The organism is Pseudomonas sp. MG-9 (assembly GCF_018729515.1).
Lineage (GTDB): Bacteria > Pseudomonadota > Gammaproteobacteria > Pseudomonadales > Pseudomonadaceae > Aquipseudomonas > Aquipseudomonas serboccidentalis.
The window spans coordinates 83,318-106,673 of record NZ_JAHHZH010000008.1 but is presented as its reverse complement, the minus strand read 5'-3'; the positions used below and the strand labels follow the sequence as shown (position 1 = coordinate 106,673).

Genomic DNA, 23,356 nt, shown 5'->3' with positions numbered 1-23,356 from the left:
GCTGAATTGACTGGGTACGCGCCAGCTCAATAAGGCACGTTGCGCTGAAGAATGTTCAGTTTGAAGTCGAGAGCACCGGCGCTGCGATTCGAGTGGGTGCGCACGAAAGTGCCCACTTTGGGATCGCGTTTGTTGCGACTCCGCCCCGCGCACAACAGCGCGCCGCTTCGGGTCTGTATTCTGATGGTGGGCGTATCCGTGTCGATCTGATCGAGGGTGATGATGTTGCCCTTGCCATTAAGCAAATTGAACGTGGTCTGGTCTCCATCTTGGGTTGAATAAGAATTCAGGAAGTCTTTTCTTCACGACTGATAGTTCTGTAGTAATACTCGCCAGGGGTGAAAATATACAGGGTGTAATAGTCGTCGAGGCACCGGAAGTAAAAGGTCAGTGCGTCCGGTGTTACATCGGGCTTGAGGAAGAGATAGTTTGAAACGTCCAGATGATGGGAAAAGGTAAAGATTTCATAATCGGGACGTGGCGTTGTGACCGTTCTGCCATACGTCAACCCAGGGAAGTGCGGATAGCCGAAACGAGTCTTCAGTGTTGCAGTAAAGGATTTTTCCTGGTCGGTGCTCATAGGTGTTACTCGATTTTTTAAGGCTGATAAGTAAACAGCCGGCCTGTTCAATGGCGTAAATATTGAATGGTTAAAAGGGGGTGTCAGACTTCGTCGGGATCACTGAGGAACGGTGCATTGCGTTCGGTGATGCGCAGTGTGAAAGGCAGACCTTCGTTATCCGTCTCGGCCAGGTAGCTGTACGGCGCACCTCCTCGGCGCATCGCGTATATCTGCCTGGCGTTGCGTGCCTTGAGCCGCACCCGCTGGGTATCACGGGCCATGTCCTGCAAGGTGATGATGCGATTGTCCAGGCTTAGCAGATTGAAGGAGGTGGTGTCGCTGCCCGCTGGCAGAAAGGCGCCCAGCAGCCCATCGGCGCCCTTGCTGATGCAGTATCCAGTGTAAGTGGCGTGTGAGCGGATATAGAGGTGGTAGTAATCATCTGTGCAACGAAAGTAAATCGTCAACGGCGGGTGTTTTCGGACTTCCCGAAAAGAACGAAATCCCAGCAGGTGGGAGTCGTCTCGCAGGGTTGACGCCCCGGTATAAAAACCACCTGAAAATAATGTGTCGTGGCGTAAAGCCGGAGTGCCATGTAACTCGCCGAGAAGGTCGACGTGTTGATAATCAAGTCCCAGTGTTGCGATGAAAGACTTTTGTCTATGGGTACTCATGAATTCATCCTTGAATTTCATAGGGTTGGTTTGAATGTGGGGTGGTCGAATATGGGTATTGATCAAGGTGTAAACGGTGACGATTTTTAGTGGCGGGTGGAACGTGGCTAACAGTATCAGTTAAGCGGTCTTTAATATCTTGGCTTGCCGGTGCTTATTGTTTCAGGCTTTTAAAAATGATGGCGTTGGAATGGCTCCAGTTGTGGTCAGGACACAGCCATGACATTCGTGCAGACGAAAAAAAAACCGGCCATCACTGGCCGGTTTTTCATGCTGCGGATTTAATGCCGCAATTAGGCGCCGTAAACCGGCAGCTTCTTGCAGATGGCTTTGACTTTCTCACGAACGGCGTCGATCACCGCTTCGTTGTTCAGGTCAGCCAGGATGTCGCAGATCCAGCCGGCCAGCTCTTTGCACTCTGCTTCCTTGAAGCCACGAGTGGTCACAGCCGGGGTGCCGAAGCGCAGGCCGGAGGTGACGAATGGCGAGCGTGGATCGTTGGGTACCGAGTTCTTGTTCACGGTGATGAACGCTTTGCCCAGCGCAGCGTCGGCGTCTTTACCGGAAATGTCCTGCTTGATCAGCGACAGCAGGAACAGGTGGTTCTTGGTACCACCGGACACCACGTCGAAACCGCGCGCGATGAACACTTCGGCCATGGCCTGGGCGTTCTTCACCACTTGTTCCTGGTAAGCCTTGAATTCAGGCTGCAGCGCTTCCTTGAAGCAGATCGCTTTAGCGGCGATCACGTGCTCCAGCGGGCCACCCTGGGCGCCCGGGAATACTGCGGAGTTCAGCTTCTTCTCGATCTCGGCGTTGGCGCGCGCCAGGATCAGGCCGCCACGTGGACCGCGCAGGGTCTTGTGGGTAGTGGTGGTGACCACGTCAGCGAAAGGCACCGGGTTCGGGTAGACGCCAGCAGCGACCAGACCGGCCACGTGCGCCATGTCGACGAACAGGTAAGCACCGACTTTGTCAGCGATGGCGCGGAAGCGCGGGAAGTCCAGGATCTGCGAGTAGGCAGAGAAACCGGCCACGATCATTTTCGGCTTGTGCTCAACCGCCAGACGCTCGACTTCGTCGTAGTCGATCAGGCCGTTGGCGTCGATGCCGTACTGCACGGCGTTGTACAGCTTGCCGGAGGACGAAACGCTGGCGCCGTGGGTCAGGTGACCACCATGGGCCAGGCTCATGCCCAGAATGGTGTCGCCACCTTGCAGCAGGGCCAGGTAGACAGCGGCGTTGGCTTGCGAACCGGCGTGCGGCTGAACGTTGGCGTAATCGGCGCCGAACAGTTCCTTGGCGCGGTCGATGGCCAGTTGCTCAACAACGTCGACGTACTCGCAACCACCGTAGTAGCGCTTGCCCGGGTAGCCTTCGGCGTATTTGTTGGTCAGGACCGAGCCTTGAGCTTCCATCACCGCAGGGCTGGTGTAGTTTTCCGAAGCGATCAGCTCAATGTGTTCTTCCTGGCGCTGAGCTTCTTGCTCCATGGCGGCAAAAAGGTCGGCGTCGTACTTGGCAATAGTCAAATCACGGCTGAACATGGCGGTCCTCAAGGATCGGGGGCAGAAAAGGGGGGCATTCTAACCCAACCGCTTTTAGAAGGGCTATGAAACACAATCAGGTTGTGGATAAGCGGGCTTCAAGCTGCAAGCCAAAAGCGGCAAGTAAAAGCCGATTCGCTCTTGCTTGTCGCTCGCGACTTGAAGCTTGCAGCTTTCTTCATGTTTGATTGAACGGAGCTTTTAGCTCCTTCAATCAAACATGAAGAGCGCGTCATTGCTGAACTGCGCCTCGAACCGGCTCGCTGGCATCGGCCGTCCGAACAGGTAGCCCTGCACCTCGTCGCAACCGTGCTCGCGCAGAAAGTCCAGTTGCTCATGGGTTTCCACGCCCTCGGCGATCACCGCCAGATTGAGGCTGTGGGCCATGGCGATGATCGCGCGGGCGATCTGCGCGTCCTGTTCACCGGACGGCAGGCCGTCGACGAAGGTGCGGTCGATCTTCAGCACATCGATCGGGAACTGCTTGAGGTAGTTCAGTGACGAGTAGCCGGTGCCGAAGTCGTCGACCGCAATGCTCAAACCGAGGTTTTTCAGCCCGGCGAGAATCTGCATCGCTTCGCAGACTTCACGCATCAGGATACTTTCGGTCAGTTCCAGCTCCAGGCACGCCGGCGGCAGGCCGGTTTCCCTGAGGATGGTGGCGATACGCGTGCCGAGCTGACCGTCGGAGAACTGGCGCGCCGAGATGTTCACCGACACCTTCGGTACGCGCACGCGGTTCTGGTGCCAGGTCTTGAGCTGACGGCAGGCTTCGCTGATCACCCAGTCACCCACGTCCACCACCAGACCCAGTTCTTCCAGCACCGGAATGAAATCCCCCGGCGGCACCAGCCCGCGACGCGGATGACGCCAGCGCAGCAGCGCTTCGGCGCCGGTCAGGCGTTTGCCGTCGCCACTGAATTGCGGTTGGTAATACAGGACGAACTCGTTCTGCTCCAGCGCGTGGCGCAGGTCGCTTTCCAGCTCCAGACGCTCCAGCGCACTGGCGTTCATGTCGGCCTGATAGAACTGGAAGTTGTTCTTGCCACGCTCCTTGGCGTGGTACATCGCGGTGTCGGCGTTCTTCATCAACTGGCTGAGTTCGTTGCCATCCTGCGGGCTCAGGGCGATGCCGATACTGGCGGTGACGAAGAACTCGCGGCCTTCGAGCACGAACGGTTTCACCAGGCTGGCGAGGATTTGTTCGGCCACGTGAATCGCCCGGTTCAGCGCCATCTCGCGGCTGGAGCGGTGTTGCAGGAGCAGGGTGAATTCGTCGCCGCCCATGCGCGCCACGGTGTCGTCTTCGTCGACGCAGGCCAGCAGGCGCGTGGCCATGTCTTTCAACATACGGTCGCCGGCGGCATGGCCGAGGGAGTCGTTGATCGGTTTGAAACGGTCGAGGTCGAGGAACATCAGCACCACCCACGACTTCTGCCGCTCGGCCGATTGCAGCGCGGTGTGCAGGCGATCCTGGAACAGCGTGCGGTTCGGCAGGTGGGTCAGGGCGTCGTAGTAGGCGAGGCGATGGATGCGTTGCTCACTGGCCTTGCGCTCGCTGATGTCGCTGAAGAAGCACACGTAACTGGCCAGATCGCCTTCATCGTCGAGCACCGCGGTGATGCCGACCCACGCCGGGTAATGTTCGCCATTGCGCCGCTTGAGCCAGACTTCGCCTTCCCAGGTGCTGTGCTGATGCAACTGTTTGAGCACATAGCGCAAGTGCGCGTCCTGTTGCTCGTCGACGGTGAGCATGTTCGGCAACTGGTCGAGGACTTCGGCCACGGCATAACCGCTGACCCGGCTGAAGGCCTCGTTGGCCTGGACGATGTAACCGGCCGGGTCGGTGATCAGGATCGCCGATGTCGAGTGCTCGAATACCGTGGCGGCCATGCGCAGGTCTTTCTCGGCGCGGCGCTGCTGACTGATGTCGCGCCCGACACCGAGCACGCCTTCGAACGCACCGTGTTCGTCCCACACCAGCACCAGACGCAGCTCGATCGGGATCTTGCGGCCATCGGCGCGCAGGCAGTCGAACAGAAATAGTTGCGTCTGCACCTGGCTACGCAACAGGGCCAGTTGCTCGGGTTTGTCCAGCGCCTTGCTGACCCGGTCCATCAAGGTATAAATGCCGCTGAGTTGCTGCGGATTGGCGATCGTCGATTGCCAGCCGTTCTGGAAAATCCACTCGGCGTCGTAACCCAGCACCGCTTGCACCGACGGGCTGACGTAGTTCAGCGACAGTTTGCTGTCGGTGGAGAAAATCACGTCGCTGATGCTTTCGGCGAGCATCCGGTAACGCTGCTCGCTGTCACGCAGCGATTCGCTGGCCTCGATCTGCTCGGTGATGTCCTTCGCCACGCCGATGATCCGCGTGACCTGATCGTGCTTGTCCCGGGCCAGCGCCTGTTCACGGATATCGAAGCGCCGCCATTTGCCGTCGCGATGGCGGAAGCGCAACTGGCATTGCAGCAACTGGCTGTAGCCGGCGTGCCGCTGCATCTGCCGCGAACGGTGGTAATAGTCGGCGTCTTCCGGGTGCAGGAGGATTTCCCAGAAGTACTCGCCCATCTGGTGCAGCTCGGTGCGGTTGTAACCGAGGGTCTGGCCGAGGTGGTGGTTGCTGAAAATCATCCGCTGGCTGATCACGTCCTGCACGTACAGGTGATCCGGTACGGTACGCACTACGTCCGACCAGAAGCCTTCGCGCTCCAGCAGCGACAGTTCGATCAGCTTGCGGCTGGTGATGTCGTTGATGCTGAGGATCACCGCTTTATAGTCGTGCTGTTCCTGCGGCAGCCGCAGCACCATCCACAGGTGCTGGTCGCGGCCGTTGATGTCCGGCAGTTTGATTTCCAGTTCCAGCTGCTTTTGCTGTTGCAGGACCGCGTCGAGTACCTGGTTGCCGATGGCGCACTGGTTGTGCGGGTGGCCGTCGATCAGCAGTTGCCAGGCGTGCTCGCAGGAATTGACGTTGAGCAGTTGCAGCGCCACCTGATTGACCTCGGTAACGCGCAGCTCCTGCAGCAATTGCTGGCGCTGGGCCGGTTGGTCGAGCCAGGCCTTGAGCTGGTCGCTGGTCTGGATCTGTGCCTTGTCGAACAGTTGCTTGAGGCCCGACAGGTCGAGCACGCACAGGGCGACGCCGGTGCCTTCGAAGATGTCCTGATACCGCCGGCGACCTTCATGCAACTGACGCTGGCGCCGGCGCATGTTGAGCAGCGCGATCACCGGCAACATCGAGAACGCCAGACCCAACAGGCATTTGCCGATGAACGCCGGCAGCAGTTCTTCGAGCACGCGCTGGCGGTCGAACAGCCCGCGCAACTGCCAGTCGCTGCTGCTCAGTGGCACGGTCAGCACGGTGTTGGCCATGTCGTCCGGGCTCAGTACGCCGGACCTGGCCGAAGGCAGCGCTTCGTCGCGGCGGATGATCTGATGGTTGAGCCGGTTTTCCACCAGCCACAATGGACGGATGCCGGTTTCGCCCGGTTTGGTCAGCGAATCGAAGAACGTCGGGGTCAGGCGCAACACCCAATAGCCGCGCGTGTTGCCGCTGGCCTGATGCAATAACAGATGCACCATGGAACCGTCGTCGGCGTTGCTGAAGTAATGCGCCTGAGCGCGGCTGCGGCGCACCAGTTCACTGAGGTAGTCGGCGTCTTGGCTGTCGCCGGCACTGTCGCTGATGATTTTGCCGGAAGGGCTGAGCAGGGCCAGGCTGCGCAGGTCCGGCAACGATTGCTGAAGCTTGCGCAGCAGCGCCTGCTGTTCGTCGGATGACTGCGGCTGTTCGACGATCGGTAGCAGGTTGAGGGCGATTTGCGCATTCAGCGACATGTTCAGACTGACCTGCGAGGCGAGCTCGGCGGTGTAGTCGATGGTGTACTGGCGCTGGTTTTTCTGGGTCTCGCGCAGTTGGTCGAGCAGTTGCCAGAACAGCAGTGCCAGCAACAACAGCACGAGTGTCGCCAGGGCGCCCTTCAATGTTCCGCGCAGGGGCGAGCCGGGCGCCGGTTGGGTGCTGCTCACAGAGGCTGGCGGAGTGACATTGGACAAGCTGAAATCCTGCGGTTTGGCTGGACTGGCGCGACGTGCACTATAAGCCGGACGCCCGAAGGGCGGCTAGCATGCCTTGAGTTGTGGCGAAGTGCCAGCCCCGCTCGGCTGGACTGCCATCGGTCATTCAGGTAGCTTTGCCGGTTACGCGGGAGCGTTCCAGCTCCTAGAATCAGACTTTTTTCAGCGCGCACGCATTGATGGCCATCAAGTGGTCTAGTGAACGACGCGCATCGGTCTGGCCGGGCATCGCCTGCGCTCCAATCATTCATCTGTCACTGACCCAAGGTTCTCCATGGCTCAATACGTATTCACCATGCATCGGCTGGGCAAAGTTGTTCCGCCGAAGCGGGAAATCCTGAAAAACATTTCGCTGTCGTTCTTCCCCGGCGCCAAGATCGGCGTACTCGGCCTCAACGGTTCGGGTAAATCCACGCTGCTGAAAATCATGGCCGGCGTCGACACCGAGTTCGAGGGCGAAGCCCGTCCGATGCCGGACCTGAACATCGGTTATCTGCCGCAAGAGCCACAACTTGATCCGACCAAGACCGTGCGTGAAGTGGTCGAGGAAGCTGTCAGCGTGATCAAGGATGCGCAAGCGCGTCTGGACGAAGTCTACGCCGCCTACGCCGACCCGGATGCCGACTTCGACAAACTGGCTGCCGAACAGGCCAAGCTCGAAGCGATCCTGCAGGCCAGCGACGGTCACAACCTGGAGCGTCAACTCGAAGTCGCTGCCGACGCCCTGCGTCTGCCGGCCTGGGACGCCAAGGTCGAACACCTGTCCGGTGGTGAAAAGCGCCGTGTCGCCCTGTGCCGTCTGCTGCTGTCTGCCCCGGACATGCTGCTGCTCGACGAACCGACCAACCACCTGGATGCCGACTCCGTGGCGTGGCTGGAGCACTTCCTGCACGACTTCCCGGGCACTGTGGTCGCGATCACGCACGACCGTTACTTCCTGGATAACGTCGCTGGCTGGATTCTGGAACTCGACCGCGGCGCGGGCATTCCTTACGAAGGCAACTACTCGGGTTGGCTGGAAGCCAAGTCCGACCGTCTGGCGGCCGAATCCAAACAGCAGTCGGCTCACGAAAAAGCCATGAAGGAAGAACTGGAGTGGGTGCGCAAAGGCGCCAAGGCCCGCCAGTCCAAATCCAAGGCACGTCTGCAACGCTTCGAAGAAATGCAGTCGCAGGAATTCCAGAAGCGCAGCGAAACCAACGAGATCTACATCCCGGCCGGTCCGCGCCTGGGCGACAAGGTCATCGAATTCAAGAACGTCACCAAGGGCTACGGCGATCGCGTACTGATCGACAACCTGTCGTTCTCCATGCCGAAGGGCGCCATTGTCGGCGTGATCGGCGGTAACGGTGCCGGTAAGTCGACCCTGTTTCGCATGCTGATGGGCAAGGAAACTCCGGATTCGGGCAGCATCGAAGTCGGCGAAACCGTGCAACTGGCCTGCGTTGACCAGAGCCGCGAAGACCTCGACGGCAGCAAGACAGTGTTCCAGCAGATCTCCGACGGTTCGGACCAGATCCGCATCGGCAACTACGAGATCCCGTCGCGCACTTACGTCGGTCGCTTCAACTTCAAGGGCGGCGACCAGCAGAAGTTCGTCAAGGACCTGTCCGGTGGTGAGCGCGGTCGTCTGCACCTGGCGCTGACCCTGAAGGAGGGCGGTAACGTCCTGCTGCTCGACGAACCGTCCAACGACCTCGACGTTGAAACCCTGCGTTCCCTGGAAGAAGCCCTGCTGGACTTCCCGGGCGCCGCCATTGTGATCTCCCACGATCGCTGGTTCCTGGACCGCGTCGCGACCCACATCCTGGCGTACGAAGACGACTCGCAAGCGGTGTTCTTCGAAGGCAACTACACCGAGTACGAAGCCGACCGCAAAAAGCGCCTCGGCGAAGCGGCTGCCCAGCCACATCGGGTACGCCACAAGAAACTGGCCTGATTCGGGTTGGTGGCATGAAAACGCGGAGCCTTCGGGCTCCGTTTTTTTTTGCCCGGTTTTTCAGGACCATCGAGTCGCACCCTTCGCGAGCAGGCTCACTCCTACAGTTGTAATGCGTCCCCCTGTAGGAGTGAGCCTGCTCGCGATAGCGATGTAACTGCTGGTGCATCAGCCAGGTTTGCGCTCCCCATTCAGGTGCAAAAAAGCCCAAAGAAGAGCCCTGATTTATATCCTGTGCACCATTTAATTTCATAACTGCGACATTTTGCGCTGTTGCTGTGCGCAATTCGTTTGTTACAGTCCGGCTCAATCTCTTCCAACGACAATAAATTTGCCGAGACTTTGCCCATGATCGAATCCGTCGAATCCTTCCTCGCCCGGCTGAAAAAACGCGACCCGGATCAACCCGAATTCCACCAGGCCGTCGAAGAAGTCCTGCGCAGCCTGTGGCCGTTTCTCGAAGCCAATCCGCATTACCTGACCTCGGGCATTCTGGAGCGCATCTGCGAGCCGGAGCGGGCGGTGGTGTTCCGTGTGTCGTGGGTCGACGATCAGGGCAAGGTCCAGGTCAATCGCGGTTTCCGCATCCAGATGAACAGCGCCATTGGCCCGTACAAGGGCGGCTTGCGCTTCCATCCTTCGGTGAACCTGGGCGTGCTCAAGTTTCTGGCCTTCGAACAGACCTTCAAGAACTCCCTGACCTCGTTGCCCATGGGCGGCGGCAAGGGCGGTTCGGACTTCGATCCGAAGGGCAAGAGCGACGCTGAAGTGATGCGTTTCTGTCAGGCATTCATGAGCGAGCTGTACCGCCACATTGGCGCCGACGTCGATGTGCCGGCCGGTGATATCGGTGTCGGTGCGCGGGAGATCGGTTTCCTGTTCGGCCAGTACAAACGCCTGAGCAACCAGTTCACCAGCGTCCTGACCGGCAAGGGCATGACCTATGGCGGCAGCCTGATTCGCCCGGAAGCCACCGGTTTCGGTTGCGTGTATTTCGCTGAAGAGATGCTCAAACGTCGCGAGCAAACCATCGAAGGCAAACGCGTGGCGATCTCCGGTTCCGGCAACGTCGCCCAGTACGCGGCGCGCAAGGTCATGGACCTGGGCGGTAAAGTGATTTCGCTGTCCGACTCCGAAGGCACGCTGTACTGCGAGTCGGGCCTGAGTGAAGAGCAATGGCTGGCGCTGCTGGAACTGAAGAACGTCAAACGCGGACGCATCAGCGAGCTGGCGGCAGCCTTTGGCCTGGAATTTCGCGCCGGGCAGTTGCCGTGGTCGCTGCCGTGCGACATCGCGCTGCCGTGCGCCACCCAGAACGAACTCGACGCTGACGCCGCGCGTACCCTGTTGCGCAATGGCTGCGTGTGCGTGGCCGAAGGCGCGAACATGCCGACCACGCTTGCGGCTGTGGATATCTTCATCGAGGCTGGCATTCTGTTCGCCCCGGGCAAGGCGTCCAACGCGGGCGGGGTGGCGGTGAGCGGTCTGGAGATGTCGCAGAACGCCATGCGGCTGCTGTGGACGGCGGGTGAGGTGGACAGCAAGCTGCACGCGATCATGCAGTCGATTCACCACGCCTGCGTGCATTACGGCGAAGAGAGCGGGCAGATCAACTACGTCAAAGGCGCGAACATCGCCGGCTTCGTCAAAGTGGCGGATGCGATGCTCGCTCAGGGTGTGGTTTAAGCCGGTTCGATGCGAATCACTTCAATCACCTGATCGCCAGCGGGGCGCTGCCACAGCACTTCGTCATTGAGCCGCGCGCCGAGCAGCGCCCGGCCCAGTGGCGAGCCCCAGTTGATCAGGCCTTGGCTGGCATCAGCCTGATCTTCGCCGACCAATTGCACCCGGCGCTCGGTGTTGTGTTCGTCGGCGTAGGTCACCCAGCTGCCGATCTGCACTTTGTCGGTAGAGGTCGCGGCGGCAGCGACCTGCGCGCTGCCCAGGCGCTGATTGAAATAGCGCAGATCCCGTTCCAGATCCGCCAGGCGCTGTTTATCGGCCTGCTCGCCGTTGGCCGATTGCTCGGCGTGCAGGCGTTGCAGTTCGGCGACTTTGGCCTGCAACTGCGCCAGCCCCTGCGGTGTGACGTAATTGGGCTGCGCGCTGACCTGCCGTTCAACGGGCTGATCGGCTTGCGCAGCGGCGTTGTCTTCGTTGACGAAAGCGCGGCTCATGGTGTCCCTCCTGTTATAGGAATTGGTCCATGGTCGCCGACGTTTGGTTTCACCGGATGTCTGGAAGCGACCTATTGCGAGCGATAAGCCCGTCCGGCGTCCTGGTCTTTCTGCTGCTGCCAGGCGCGCTCGCGTTCGTCCCAGTGCTCGTTGCGATACTCTTCGCGATCCTTGTTCTCCAGCATCGCCTGACACTGGCGAAAGCCATCGGTCCAGCCTTCGGCGTATTGCTTGTCCTTGAGATAGCGCGGCACGTTCTTGCGAAACTCGCCACTGATCGAACCGGCGGCTTGTCGGCCACTGACGCAACCGTCATCGAATCCGTCGGCGAAGGCCAGTGGATAACCTTTGGCGATCAAGTCTTCATGGGTGGTCTGGCAACCCCCGAGCAACAGCAAAACACTCAACAGCCCCGCACACCGCCACATCGCACTCTCCCGCGCCGATTCTCGGCTGATAGGGAAAGTCTAGAAGCGGATTCGTCGGACGTTGGTGAAAGGCATGTAAGTAATTCGTTGAACGTCACCGATCCCTTGTAGGAGTGAGCCTGCTCGCGATAGCAACTCATCAGTCACTTTAGCGGTGAATGACAAACTGCTATCGCGAGCAGGCTCACTCCTACAGGGGGATAAGCTCGGGATCAGTAGTGATACCACTTCACTTCGAGCATCACTTCGGTTTCAGGTGTGGCCAGGTGGCTGAACTCACGCTGCGCACTCAGGCGCAAACCCAGGTTTCGCGACAGCTCCCACTGCTGATTCAGACTCAGGCTGCGGCGTACTTCGCCGTTGGTGAAGTAATCACCCTTGGCCTCGACGCTGAGATTGCCCAGCGGGTTTTTCCACAGCACGCCGGTGTTGAAGCCGCCGGCCGGAACGACGAACCCGGCGAAGTCATTGTTGTGCTCGATGCGCACGGTGCCGAGGGCAAAACCGAGCATGTCTTCACCCAGTTGCCAGGTGCCGCCGCCACCACCATTGACGTGGCTGACCAGGGTTTCGTCATCGTGTTTGCCGGGCACGCGCTCAAGGCCGCCAGTGACTTGCCACGACAGCGGTTGCAGCAACTCATTGCGCGGGGTCAGCGAGCGAATGGTCGCCAGGTCCAGTTGCTGGAACTGCCACTGGTTGCCTTCGTACTGACGCAGCTTCATCTGCAGGATTTCAATCTGCGCGCCGAGGGGGAAGCTTTCGGCGTTGTCGTTGAGGTCGTGATAGGCCATACGCAAGCCGTACTCGCCGAAGGCACGATCACCCCGGGTGCCGACACCGGCCTGCCAGGTGCGTGATTCGTGGCCGTCTTCCGGCAGGCCCGGTTGTGGAATTTGCAGGTCCGGTGCCGGGTTCTTGTTGATCGCTCGCAGCAGTTCGAAGCTGCGCTGCGCCCGTTGCGCATCACGTTCCTGACCGTTGGCGCGGTAGCGCTCCAGACGGTACGCGGCATCGATGATCAATGCCTGACGATCCCGGGGCAGGGCCTTGAAGGTCGGGGTCTGCAACACCTGTTGATCGGCGCTGACTTTCAGCACCCATTGCTGTTCGTCACTGTTCAACGGCTCGGCGCGACTGAGCAGTTCACGCTCGCGGGACGGGCGGTATTCGATGCTTTCCACCAGCCCGGCTTCCTTCACCGCTTTGACCGTGTCGGTGGGGATCGCGGTCAGCGGGAATTGTTCGGTCAGGCGCAGGCTCGGGCGCGCCACTTGCAGCAGTTCGAGCAGGCGATATGAGCAGTTTTCGTCGAAGAAGAAATAGTCGAACTGGATCTGCTTCAGCTCCCACACATGCTCGACCATGCGCGCGGTTTCTGCTTGCGTCAGGTTCAGCCGGTATTCCCACAGGTCGCGGTTTTCCAGGCTGCGGTACTCGGAGAGTTTTTCCTGATACGGCACCAGCGCGAACAGCCCCGGGTAGCCGCCCATCAAGCCTTTCCAGGCATAGAGGATGCTGTTGTCGGAGCCTTCGATGTAGGCGCCGAAGTTGATCGCGTAGCTGAGCAGCGCGGTCTTGTCGGCCTGCACGTCGGCCTGGTCGATGCGCAGCAGGGTGTGGCCGAACATCGATGACGGGCTGTTGAGGTACGCCGCCGGGAAGATCATCACCGCGCTGTGCGGCGAGACGTCCTTGAACCACTTTTTGAATTCGGCGCAATCGGGGGCGGGCAGGTCGGTGAGGTTGAGTTGCGCTTTCAGCCAGCGCGTGCGCGCCGGGTAGACGCACTGCGCGTGCTGCTCGCCAAGACTGGCCGGTGCGTACAGCGCTTGCACGGTGGCGGCCAGTTCATGGTCAGGGTGTTCATTGCCGTCGGCGGCGAGGAAAAACTTCTTGTCGCTGACATAGCTGCGCCAGCCACCGAGCTTGGCGGTTTCGTAGTGGCCGAGGGAAATCCAGAAGCGATCATTGGCCAGTTGCTGCAAACGTTGAGGGTCGACGTGGGGCGCGGCGGACAGCGGGGCGCAGACACAGAGCGCCAGCCAGGCAAGGCGTTTGAGCATAGGTGGCAACTTAAGTCGAAAGAAAAACAAAGGCCCCGAGCAGGTAATACCAGTCAGTCGATTCTGTACGGAACCTGTGGCGAGGGAGCTTGCTCCCGCTGGAGTGCGCAGCGCTCCCGTTTTTAAGAGCGGGGCCGCTTCGCACCCCAGCGGGAGCAAGCTCCCTCGCCACAGGGTTCAGCGTAATGCTTCAACTGATCTGGCTTCGCTCCAAAAGGGCGGGCCGAAAAAATAAAACCCGCTTCCCGAAAGAAGCGGGCGGGTCGAGCTTAAGCCTGAGTCGCGTACTTGGCCAGACGAGGATCTGCTTTCAGTACGGCCAGGGTGTTGGTATGCACGTCTTCGGCGGTCACGTCAGCCTTGCTGAAGATCTGCTGGAAGTGCTCGTGAGTGACAGCGGCGAAGTGCGCACGGTCTTCCGGCGCCACGCCCAGTACCACGGCATAAGTCGTCAGCGCTTCGCCGTTGCCTTTTGCCATGTCTTCGGACAGCTCGTTCATCATGCCATTCATGGCGAACCAGGATTTACCGCCGTAAGTCAGCGACGCGTTGGTCGAGCAACCGTTGGTGCCGGAAGTCATACCGAACGTGGCGTTACCGGAAGTGCCGTTGGTGGTGGATGCCAGGAAGTGTGCCGGGGTGCCACGCTGTCCTTCGAACAGCATGTTGCCCCAACCGCAATCCGGGCCACCCGGGGCTTGCGCCATGGCATTGATGGATACAGCGGTGAAGAGAGTACCGAGAAGAATCCGTTTCATAGCTTTGTTCTCTTTGTGTGCATACCAATGGACAGGGTTCTGGCCCCCCAAGTGCTGCCTAGACAGACCCTTTTGAAGCCAGTGGGCCGGTTATTAGTTCCAGCCGCGCAGTTTGGAGTTTAGGCACGTTCCCGTGGTTCCGTGATTTTTTGCTGATTATTCGTTGAAATCCCCGGTTTCACGGGGCCGGCCGCGCAGCAGGACGCTTGTCTATGCTTTGTCACATGGCGCGCCTTGCCAGTGGGGCACGGGCAGCGCCAGAATGCCGCTATCTGCCCCGCCTGATTGTTAAGGAAGCCCGATGCCTGATCCTGTTGCTGCCAGCTTGCGTCTTGCGCCTGAAGCGCTGACCCGTCCGTTTTCCGCTGAACAGTTCAGCTTCACTACCACCAATGATCTGGAGCCCTTTCGCGGTGTGCTTGGCCAGGAACGTGCGGTCGAAGCCTTGCAGTTCGGTGTGGCCATGCCACGCCCCGGTTACAACGTCTTTGTCATGGGCGAACCCGGCACTGGCCGCTTCTCGTTCGTCAAACGCTATCTGAAAGCCGAAGGCAAACGCCTGCAGACCCCGGCGGACTGGGTCTACGTCAACAACTTCGATGAACCGCGTGAACCTCGTGCGCTGGAGCTGCCTTCGGGCACGGCCGGCGCGTTCATCGGTGACATCAACGGTTTGATCGATAACCTGCTGGCGACGTTCCCGGCGGTGTTCGAGCACCCGTCCTACCAGCAGAAAAAAAGTGCCATCGATCGCGCCTTCAATCAGCGCTACGACAAGGCGCTGGACGTCATCGAACGTCTGGCCCTGGAAAAAGACGTCGCCCTGTACCGCGACAGCAGCAACATCGCCTTCACCCCGATGCTCGAAGGCAAGGCGCTGGATGAAGCCGAGTTTTCGCAATTGCCGGAAGCCGAGCGCGAGCGTTTCCACGAGGACATTTCCGGTCTCGAAGAGCGGCTGAACGAAGAACTCGCCAGCCTGCCGCAGTGGAAGCGTGAGTCGAACAATCAACTGCGTCAGCTCAACGAAGAAACCATCACCCTGGCCTTGCAGCCGCTGTTGTCGCCGCTGTCCGAGAAGTACGCGGAGAACGCCGCAGTCTGCGGTTACCTGCAGGCGATGCAGGTGTACCTGCTGAAAACCGTGGTCGAGCAACTGGTCGACGACAGCAAGACCGACGCGGTAGCGCGCAAGCTGCTGGAAGAGCAATACGCGCCGAGCCTGGTGGTCGGTCACCCGTTCAGTGGCGGTGCGCCAGTGGTGTTCGAGCCGCACCCGACTTACGAAAACCTGTTCGGCCGCATCGAATACACCACCGATCAGGGCGCGCTTTACACCACCTATCGCCAGTTGCGCCCGGGTGCACTGCATCGCGCCAACGGCGGCTTCCTGATTCTGGAAGCGGAAAAAATGCTCAGCGAGCCATTCGTGTGGGACGCGCTTAAACGCGCCCTGCAATCGCGCAAGCTGAAAATGGAATCGCCGCTGGGCGAGATGGGCCGTTTCGCCACCGTGACCCTCAATCCGCAGCACATTCCGCTGCAGGTCAAAGTGGTGATCATCGGTGCGCGGCAGTTGTATTACACGCTGCAGGACCTGGATCCGGATTTCCAGGAGATGTTCCGGGTGCTGGTCGACTTCGACGAAGACATCCCGATGGTCGACGAAAGCCTGGAGCAGTTCGCCCAGTTGCTGAAAACCCGCACCTCGGAAGAAGGCATGGCGCCGCTGACCGCCGATGCAGTGGCGCGTCTGGCGACCTACAGCGCACGTCTGGCCGAGCATCAGGGGCGTTTGTCGGCGCGTATCGGCGACCTGTTCCAGCTGGTCAGCGAGGCGGACTTCATTCGTCATCTGGCCGGTGATGAAATGACCGATGCCGGGCACATCGAACGCGCGCTGAAAGCCAAGGCCACGCGTACTGGCCGCGTATCGGCGCGGATTCTCGACGACATGCTTGCCGGGATCATCCTGATCGACACCGACGGTGCCGCGGTCGGCAAGTGCAACGGACTGACCGTGCTGGAAGTCGGTGATTCGGCGTTCGGTGTCCCGGCGCGGATTTCCGCCACGGTGTATCCGGGCGGCAGCGGCATCGTCGACATCGAACGCGAGGTCAACCTCGGGCAGCCAATCCACTCCAAGGGGGTGATGATCCTCACCGGTTATCTGGGCAGCCGTTACGCCCAGGAATTCCCGCTGGCGATTTCCGCGAGCATCGCGCTGGAGCAATCCTACGGTTACGTCGATGGCGACAGTGCGTCGCTGGGCGAGGCCTGCACACTGATTTCGGCGCTGTCGAGAACCCCGCTCAAGCAGTGCTTTGCAATCACCGGTTCGATCAACCAGTTCGGCGAAGTGCAGGCGGTCGGCGGGGTCAACGAGAAGATCGAAGGCTTCTTCCGCCTCTGCGAAGCTCGCGGGTTGACCGGCGAGCAGGGCGCGATCATTCCGCAGGCCAACGTCGCCACGCTGATGCTCGACGAGAAGGTGCTGGCAGCGGTGCGTGCCGGGCAGTTCCACGTGTACGCGGTGCGTCAGGCCGATGAGGCGTTGAGCCTGCTGGTGGGCGAGCCGGCCGGTGAGCCGGATGCCGAAGGCCAGTTCCCCGAGGGCAGCGTCAACGCGCGGGTGGTCGAGCGTCTGCGGGTGATTGCCGAGATGATCAGCGAAGAAGACCTGAAAGAGGCCGAGAAGGAACTGGCACAGGAGGCGTTGGCAGAGGCCAAACCGGCCTGACCCTTAACACGGTCGAACTGTAGGAGTGAGCCTGCTCGCGATAGCGGAGTGTCAGTCAACGAACGAGTGACCTGATAAACCGCTATCGCGAGCAGGCTCACTCCTACAATGGTTTTTGCGGGGATCTTCGGGAAAAGTGCCACTACTCTGGCGTCAGAATTCACACAATGACCATTCGGCGCCTTCTGGTTCTATCCGGCTTGCGCGGCGGACTTTTCTTCTATTCTCAGCTCAAGGACATCGACAGTATCACTGGATCGAAACAGCCTTCGCGTGAAGGCTGAATACCGGCTTTACCGAGGGTCGCCGCCATGTCGCGCAACCTCTGCCTCACCCGTCAATGCCTGGGTCTTGTGACCCGTATCGAGTGCGCCATCAAGCCGTTGGCCGGCGATAACGGCATGTGGACCTTGCTCTTCGCCGCCGGCATGGCTGGCGAACAACCTTCCGCCATCAAGGCTCAGGGCCCGTTTCATGGGCCGGTCGCCGCCGAGTCGATTCTCGACACCATTGTTGAAAGCCTGACGATGCATGGCTATGAGCTGGCCGACGATCCGCAGATCTGGAGCCTGCACCTGCAGGCACAGCTGCGCCAGATCAACGGTGGGCGTGGGCGTACGGTCGGCGTATTCGACCATTAGGCGCAATCACGGCGTAGTATCAGACAACTGCGCCTTGTCGAGCTTGACCTCAAAGCCGTATTGCACGGTGCTGAGGTCGGTTCGCTGATAGGTCTCCACGTGCGTTGGACGGCCATAGAAGTAATGCACGCCGAACAGCGCCGGGCCTTGCGCACTCGCGTCGTGGCTGACCGAGAGAATTTGTTTCAGGTAGTTGCCACTGTCATCCTTGACGAAGAACCGCCAGGCGTTGGCCGGGAAGCGTTTCAGGTCCACCACCAGCGTGTTGTTCTTGATCTCCAGGCCTTTGGGCAGCGACTTGGCGTCGTAGGCTTGCTTGTCCACGGTCGCGAGAAACAACGGCATTGAACCCACGGCAATCGCCGGGGTTTCCGGGAACAGGTTCAAATCGTAAGTGATGGTCGCTTGCAGTGGATCGACCTGATACGCCTCGGGCGGCAGTTCGATCGGCTCATCGAGTTTGCCGCTGCGTTTTTCGGTGAAGAACGTCACCGGGCTTTCGCCTGGGTTGAAGTCATCGCCAAGCAATTCATCGTTGAAGGTTCGACGGTGGGAGAACTCGATGCGTGCAGCGCTGGGCTCTTCCACAGACTGATGGATGCGAATGCCGGCCTTCAGCTCTTCCTCGGTCAGGCTCGCGCCCTTGAGCCAGTTCGGCGCCAGATCGTCATACACCACCACCGGCAGGTCCAGCGGCTGGATGGCTTTGTCCGTGGTGTGCTGACTGAAGGTGCGCACCGGCAGATCCAGGGCCTTGCGGGTCACGGTCGCCGATGAGAAGTCGAGCACGCTGACTTCCAGGGTATCGACAGGGCCGTTGAAGTAGACCTTGTTGTAGCGGCGCGGATGCTGCTGCTCGAAGGCGTGCTGCTCGTCCTCCAGCTGTTTTTCCAGCGCCTCGCTCCAGGTTTTCTGTTGCTGCAGATGCGCCAGTTGCTTCTCGTAAAAGCTCACTTGTGCCGGGCTCTCGTTGATCGAACCGGCGCGCACCAGGTATTGCCCGGTGGTGTCGCGGGCCTGAACGATCAACGGGTTGAGCTGAGTGCCCTCGACTTCCGGGGCCAGTGGCAGGCTGTTACTGAATTCGACTTCGGCGTAGTTTTTTTCCAGCTTTAGCAGAGTGACGCTGAGGTTGTCATCGGTGCGGGTCTGGCCGATATCCTTCTGGCTCAGGTTGAAGCTGAACAAGCGGCGCGGCGTGATGACTTCGACTTTGCCTTGCAGGCTCACCGGTTGCGGCTGAGTCTTCTTGTCCACGTCCAGTCCTTCGATGAACGGGTAGGTCACGGTCAGGTCATCGGGGTTGTTGACGTTGGAGCTGGACGGGCTCAACTGGATGCCAGGATCGGTTTCCGACCACTCCGGCTGATAGGCAATCACCCGTTTGTTGCTCAGCGTTACCGACTGCCACTCCACGCCATGCGGGAACAGGAAGCCGCCGGGAATGTTGAGATTGAAGGGGAACACGGGTTGCAGGTCGGTGAGGTAGTCTGAGCTGGCGTCCTTGTGCAGCACGAACAGCCCGTTGATGAAGGTATCGACCAGCGCCTGTGGGGAAGGGTAGTGCTTGAGGATGCCGAGGGTGTCTTCGCCGTAGACGGTTTTCAGCGGTGTACTGTCGAGCTTGAGTTGCGCGCGTTCGAGCAGCAGCAGTGAGCCGCCGAGTTCGGTCACTGCGTCCTTGAGCTTCGGATCGGTGATGGCGTCCAGTGAATGTTCGAAGGTTGCCGTCTTTGCTTCGAGGCTGACCGAAGGTTTCTTTTCCTCGCCGGGAGAGCAACCACCCAGCAGCAGAACGAGGTAAATTCCGGCAGTCGTTAACGGCAATCGCACACGCATTTCCAGTCGTCCTGTCCACTTTCGCTAGGCGGTCAATGGTTTGGACAGTAGCAGAAAAAAAATCACCCACACACGCAGGTTGCGGTGATTGGAGGTGCGAGCCGGGCGGTTTCTGGCTGTCACAGGTGACTGTTATACTTGCCCCCGATTACAACCCCCCCTTGTGTGAGATTCAATGGAACGCTTTTTCGAAAACGCAATGTACGCCTCGCGCTGGCTGCTGGCACCGATCTATTTCGGCCTGTCCCTCGGGTTGCTGGCGCTGGCACTGAAATTTTTCCAGGAAGTCTTCCACGTCATCCCCAACGTGTTCTCGATGGCCGAGTCGGACCTGATTCTGGTGTTGCTGTCGCTGATCGACATGGCGCTGGTTGGCGGATTGCTGGTGATGGTGATGATTTCCGGCTACGAAAACTTCGTCTCGCAACTGGATATCGACGACAACAAGGAAAAGCTCAACTGGCTGGGCACCATGGACTCTTCGTCGCTGAAGATGAAGGTGGCGGCCTCGATCGTGGCGATTTCCTCGATCCACCTGCTGCGGATTTTCATGGACGCCAAGAACGTCGATCCCGAGCACCTGATGTGGTACGTGATTATCCACATGACCTTCGTGATTTCGGCATTCGCCATGGGTTACCTGGACAAGGTCACCAAGCACTGATCATTGATTGATCGCTGCAAAAACACCGCCCGTCTGTTGCGAAACAGACGGGCGGTGTCGTTTTTGGCTTGTGCTTTGGCCCGCACGGGCATATCCCTGTAGAGGTCCTGGCTCGCCATCGCATGAGGTGTGTTCATGAATCTGCAAGAGTTGAATGCGTTTGCCATCGCCAGAAAGGTCGATGAGCTGAACCTGATCTCCATGGAGGGCGGGATTTATCTGCTCGAGGCCCGGATGCATGGGGCGGCGTATCCGCTGAGTGATCCCAAGGGCGAGATGCTGAAGCTGCGTTCGGTGGAGCATGCGCGGGATTTACTGCATAACTTTCCGGTGCTGCCGTTCAACCTCGTACACACCTCGGTGCACGACGAAATGTGCGGCCTGGGCGGCAGCGTCGATGAAAGCCTGAAAGTGCCGCTGGCCTGGCGCTAGGCCCTATAGGCCTTCGTCCCATCCTCCGGGCATCTGTGCTAGTCTGCTCGCCCTTTTAGGTTCCGGGCGCGCCGGGACGCGCTGTGCACGCACGGCAAGTCTGATGGCCGTCCGCACAGCGGAGCAGTGTCATGTCCGAAGTAAATCTGTCCACCGACGAAACTCGCGTCAGCTACGGCATCGGCCGTCAGCTGGGTGACCAGCTGCGCGACAACCCGCCACCGGGTGTCAGCCTCGACGCCATCCTGGCCGGTCTGACCGACGCATTCGCCGGCAAGCCAAGCCGTGTCGATCAGGAAGCAATGTCCGCCAGCTTCAAAGTGATCCGCGAGATCATGCAAGCCGAAGCCGCTGCCAAGGCTGAAGCTGCCGCTGGCGAAGGCCGTGCGTTCCTGGCTGAAAACGCCAAGAAAGAAGGCATCACCACCCTGGCTTCCGGTCTGCAATTCGAAGTGCTGACCCAGGGCGAAGGCGCCAAGCCATCCCGTGAAGACACCGTGCGTACTCACTACCACGGCATGCTGATCGACGGCACTGTGTTCGACAGCTCCTACGATCGCGGCCAGCCAGCAGAATTCCCGGTGGGCGGCGTGATCGCCGGCTGGACCGAAGCCCTGCAACTGATGAATGCCGGCAGCAAATGGCGTCTGTACGTGCCGAGCGAACTGGCTTACGGCGCTCAAGGTGTTGGCAGCATCCCGCCGCACAGCGTTCTGGTATTCGACGTCGAGCTGCTGGACGTTCTGTAAGACCTGGCCTGCCTTGATGGCGGGCTAATGTAGGAGTGAGCCTGCTCGCGATGGCGTCTGTTCAGTCGACTACTCAGTTGCCTGATATGCCACTATCGCGAGCAGGCTCACTCCTACAATTTTTTGGGGGCTTCATATTTCGATCTTGTGATGCAGCTCATGGGTCGGGCGCAAGGCCCGGGCATAGCAGAACAGGAACAGATTGCGCACCAGCTCCTTGAGCACCAGCGGTTCGCTGGAATTCAGGCTGCTGACGTCCAGATCGCCCTGATCCTGCAACTCATGCAGGGCTTCTTCTTCCAGTACCGCACAGACTTCTCCGGTTTCCCGATGCAGGATTCTGAGGTAAGGGTGTGGGCGATCCAGCCAGGCGTCGATCAAATAAGTCATGGGTCTCATCTCCTTGAAAAGGTTTCAATGAGAATAATTCTTATTCGTCAAATAGCAAGTGCCTATTGGCGGAATGCGATTTTTTCCGGGTAAAGAGTGCGTAAGGTCACAACGGCTGGCGTCTGGCTATTACGCGGCTGTGCAGGGGAGGGCGAAGCACCATCCCACGCCGGGCGCGGGATGGCTGACAGCAGGATCAGACCTTTCTGACGAACTCGGACTTGAGCTTCATCGGGCCGATGCCGTCGATCTTGCAGTCGATGTCGTGGTCGCCATCGCACAGGCGGATGTTCTTGACCTTGGTGCCGACCTTGACCACCAGCGAGGTGCCCTTGACCTTCAGGTCCTTGATCACGGTGATGGTGTCACCATCCTGCAGGACGTTGCCGACCGAATCCTTCTTCACGGCATCATCGGACGCCACTTCGGCTTCGCCGCTGGCCGACCACTCGTGGGCGCATTCAGGGCAGATCAGTTGGGCACCGTCTTCGTAGGTGTATTCGGAATTGCATTTCGGGCAGGGTGGCAACGTGCTCACTAGGGCTCCTTGGAGAGGGATCGCTAAAAGTCGCACATTATATAGGGTTTTCTTTGTGTGGGGAGCTGAAAGCAAAAGATCGCAGCCTTCGGCAGCTCCTACAGGTGATTTATGCAGGAGCTGCCGAAGGCTGCGATCTTTTGATTTTGCCTGGCGATTTCAGTGCGTGCGGGCGACCGCAAACTCGCTCAGTTCCACCAGGGCATCGCGGTATTCGCTGGCTGGCAGCGCGTCGAGGCACTTGATCGCACGGGCCACGTAGTCGCGGGCCAGTTGCGCGGTGTACTCCAGCGAACCCGAGGCTTCCACGGCAATGCGGATGCTTTCGAGGTCTGCGATCCCGCCTTTCTGGATCGCCTGGCGTACCAGCGCAGCTTGCTCAGGCGTACCTTCGCGCATGGTGTAGATCAGCGGCAGGGTCGGCTTGCCTTCAGCCAGATCATCACCGACGTTCTTGCCCAGGGTCTCGGCGTCGCCCTTGTAGTCGAGCAGGTCGTCGACCAGTTGGAACGCCACGCCCAGGTGATCACCGAAGGTGCGCAGGGCTTCGCTCTGCTCGGCGGTGGCACCGGCCAGCGCCGCAGCGCTGTGGGTCGAGGCTTCGAAGAGCATCGCAGTCTTGCCGCGGATGACTTCCATGTAGGTTTCTTCGGTGGTGCTGGCGTCGCGGACCTTGGACAGTTGCAGCACTTCGCCTTCGGCGATGATGCGCGTGGCCTGGGACAGGATCTTCATCACCGGCATCGAGCCCAGTTCGACCATCATCTCGAACGAGCGCGAGTACAGGAAGTCGCCGACCAGTACGCTTGGGGCATTGCCCCACATGGCGTTGGCCGTCGAACGGCCGCGGCGCATGCCGGACATGTCGACCACGTCGTCGTGCAGCAGGGTCGCGGTGTGCAGGAATTCGATGGTGGCGGCCAGCAGACGCAGGTCATCGCCTTCGCGGCCCAGCGCCTTGCCACACAGCAGCACCAATAAAGGACGCAGGCGTTTGCCGCCGGCCGAGGTGATGTAATCGCCGATTTTCGATACCAGCGGCACTCGGGAAGTCAGCTGCTTCTTGATGATGCCGTCGACGGCGTTAAAATCGTCCGCCACCGCGCGGTAGAAAGCTTGGGGTTGCATCAGC

The 23,356-nt window shown here is 59.8% G+C and carries 20 protein-coding genes; 7 read left to right on the top strand and 13 right to left on the bottom strand.

What is annotated here, in order from left to right; all coding sequences use genetic code 11:
- Nucleotides 1-26: 26 nt before the first annotated feature.
- The 5 genes from KKQ10_RS20875 to morA all read right to left on the bottom strand — a co-directional run bounded on the left by KKQ10_RS20875 (nucleotide 27) and on the right by morA (nucleotide 6,842).
- Entirely contained in the window at nucleotides 27-245 is a 219-nt protein-coding gene (locus KKQ10_RS20875) for a hypothetical protein (RefSeq protein WP_215502166.1), read from the bottom strand.
- 41 nt (nucleotides 246-286) lie between these two features.
- Nucleotides 287-580, bottom strand: a complete 294-nt coding sequence (locus KKQ10_RS20870; protein ID WP_215502165.1) for a hypothetical protein — start codon at nucleotides 578-580, stop codon at nucleotides 287-289.
- Nucleotides 581-663: 83 nt separating this feature from the next.
- Nucleotides 664-1,236, bottom strand: a complete 573-nt coding sequence (locus KKQ10_RS20865; protein ID WP_215502164.1) for a hypothetical protein — start codon at nucleotides 1,234-1,236, stop codon at nucleotides 664-666.
- Nucleotides 1,237-1,529: 293 nt separating this feature from the next.
- Nucleotides 1,530-2,783: a serine hydroxymethyltransferase gene (glyA, locus tag KKQ10_RS20860; RefSeq protein ID WP_123463984.1), complete on the bottom strand. Its 1,254-nt coding sequence runs from the start codon at nucleotides 2,781-2,783 to the stop codon at nucleotides 1,530-1,532.
- A 210-nt stretch (nucleotides 2,784-2,993) separates the two neighbouring features.
- The gene (morA, locus tag KKQ10_RS20855; RefSeq protein WP_215502163.1) at nucleotides 2,994-6,842 is read right to left on the bottom strand and encodes a cyclic di-GMP receptor MorA; all 3,849 of its coding nucleotides are present in this window, start codon (nucleotides 6,840-6,842) and stop codon (nucleotides 2,994-2,996) included.
- A 295-nt stretch (nucleotides 6,843-7,137) separates the two neighbouring features.
- Here morA and ettA point away from each other — a divergent pair, with 295 nt between their 5' ends.
- Nucleotides 7,138-8,802: an energy-dependent translational throttle protein EttA gene (gene ettA, locus KKQ10_RS20850; RefSeq protein WP_025108770.1), complete on the top strand. Its 1,665-nt coding sequence runs from the start codon at nucleotides 7,138-7,140 to the stop codon at nucleotides 8,800-8,802.
- A gap of 348 nt (nucleotides 8,803-9,150) precedes the next feature.
- Complete coding sequence (gene gdhA, locus KKQ10_RS20845; RefSeq protein WP_215502162.1) at nucleotides 9,151-10,488, top strand: NADP-specific glutamate dehydrogenase; 1,338 nt, start codon at nucleotides 9,151-9,153, stop codon at nucleotides 10,486-10,488.
- Here gdhA and KKQ10_RS20840 read toward each other — a convergent pair.
- The 4 genes from KKQ10_RS20840 to KKQ10_RS20825 all read right to left on the bottom strand — a co-directional run bounded on the left by KKQ10_RS20840 (nucleotide 10,485) and on the right by KKQ10_RS20825 (nucleotide 14,231).
- Nucleotides 10,485-10,979, bottom strand: coding sequence for a GreA/GreB family elongation factor (locus KKQ10_RS20840; protein ID WP_127651928.1), 495 nt, complete (start codon nucleotides 10,977-10,979; stop codon nucleotides 10,485-10,487). The two genes, gdhA and KKQ10_RS20840, sit on opposite strands and share 4 nt — an antisense overlap.
- Nucleotides 10,980-11,050: 71 nt before the next feature.
- A complete protein-coding gene (locus KKQ10_RS20835; protein ID WP_215502161.1) occupies nucleotides 11,051-11,407 on the bottom strand; it encodes a hypothetical protein in 357 nt (118 codons plus the stop codon).
- Nucleotides 11,408-11,619: 212 nt separating this feature from the next.
- The gene (locus KKQ10_RS20830) at nucleotides 11,620-13,473 is read right to left on the bottom strand and encodes an Lnb N-terminal periplasmic domain-containing protein (protein WP_127651929.1); all 1,854 of its coding nucleotides are present in this window, start codon (nucleotides 13,471-13,473) and stop codon (nucleotides 11,620-11,622) included.
- Between the two features lie 269 nt (nucleotides 13,474-13,742).
- Nucleotides 13,743-14,231 (bottom strand): DUF3015 domain-containing protein, encoded by a 489-nt coding sequence (locus tag KKQ10_RS20825; RefSeq protein ID WP_007950971.1) that lies wholly within the window; start codon nucleotides 14,229-14,231, stop codon nucleotides 13,743-13,745.
- A 301-nt stretch (nucleotides 14,232-14,532) separates the two neighbouring features.
- Here KKQ10_RS20825 and KKQ10_RS20820 point away from each other — a divergent pair, with 301 nt between their 5' ends.
- Both KKQ10_RS20820 and KKQ10_RS20815 read left to right on the top strand, forming a co-directional pair.
- The gene (locus KKQ10_RS20820) at nucleotides 14,533-16,971 is read left to right on the top strand and encodes a Lon protease family protein (protein WP_127651930.1); all 2,439 of its coding nucleotides are present in this window, start codon (nucleotides 14,533-14,535) and stop codon (nucleotides 16,969-16,971) included.
- 311 nt (nucleotides 16,972-17,282) lie between these two features.
- Nucleotides 17,283-17,612, top strand: coding sequence for a PA4575 family protein (locus KKQ10_RS20815; protein ID WP_007963794.1), 330 nt, complete (start codon nucleotides 17,283-17,285; stop codon nucleotides 17,610-17,612).
- 6 nt (nucleotides 17,613-17,618) lie between these two features.
- Here KKQ10_RS20815 and KKQ10_RS20810 read toward each other — a convergent pair whose 3' ends face one another.
- Nucleotides 17,619-19,451: a hypothetical protein gene (locus KKQ10_RS20810; protein WP_215502160.1), complete on the bottom strand. Its 1,833-nt coding sequence runs from the start codon at nucleotides 19,449-19,451 to the stop codon at nucleotides 17,619-17,621.
- Between the two features lie 175 nt (nucleotides 19,452-19,626).
- On the opposite strand from KKQ10_RS20810, the gene KKQ10_RS20805 reads away from it, so the two are divergent.
- From KKQ10_RS20805 to bamJ, 3 genes are all read left to right on the top strand, one after another.
- Nucleotides 19,627-20,115, top strand: a complete 489-nt coding sequence (locus KKQ10_RS20805) for a TIGR00645 family protein (protein WP_003228371.1) — start codon at nucleotides 19,627-19,629, stop codon at nucleotides 20,113-20,115.
- A 135-nt stretch (nucleotides 20,116-20,250) separates the two neighbouring features.
- On the top strand, nucleotides 20,251-20,547 hold the full coding sequence (locus KKQ10_RS20800; RefSeq protein ID WP_215502159.1) for a DUF6482 family protein: 297 nt from the start codon (nucleotides 20,251-20,253) through the stop codon (nucleotides 20,545-20,547).
- Between the two features lie 131 nt (nucleotides 20,548-20,678).
- Nucleotides 20,679-21,296, top strand: a complete 618-nt coding sequence (gene bamJ / locus KKQ10_RS20795) for a BamJ family beta-barrel-assembly machinery protein (protein WP_003228367.1) — start codon at nucleotides 20,679-20,681, stop codon at nucleotides 21,294-21,296.
- A gap of 132 nt (nucleotides 21,297-21,428) precedes the next feature.
- On the opposite strand, the gene KKQ10_RS20790 is transcribed toward bamJ, so the two are convergent.
- The 3 genes from KKQ10_RS20790 to KKQ10_RS20780 all read right to left on the bottom strand — a co-directional run bounded on the left by KKQ10_RS20790 (nucleotide 21,429) and on the right by KKQ10_RS20780 (nucleotide 23,352).
- The gene (locus KKQ10_RS20790) at nucleotides 21,429-21,686 is read right to left on the bottom strand and encodes a PA4570 family protein (protein WP_008078558.1); all 258 of its coding nucleotides are present in this window, start codon (nucleotides 21,684-21,686) and stop codon (nucleotides 21,429-21,431) included.
- A gap of 196 nt (nucleotides 21,687-21,882) precedes the next feature.
- Nucleotides 21,883-22,224, bottom strand: coding sequence for a zinc ribbon domain-containing protein YjdM (locus tag KKQ10_RS20785; protein ID WP_025108781.1), 342 nt, complete (start codon nucleotides 22,222-22,224; stop codon nucleotides 21,883-21,885).
- Between the two features lie 159 nt (nucleotides 22,225-22,383).
- Nucleotides 22,384-23,352 carry a polyprenyl synthetase family protein gene (locus tag KKQ10_RS20780; protein ID WP_215502158.1) on the bottom strand — a complete coding sequence of 323 codons (969 nt, stop codon included), beginning with the start codon at nucleotides 23,350-23,352 and terminating at the stop codon, nucleotides 22,384-22,386.
- Between the last annotated feature and the right edge of the window lie 4 nt (nucleotides 23,353-23,356).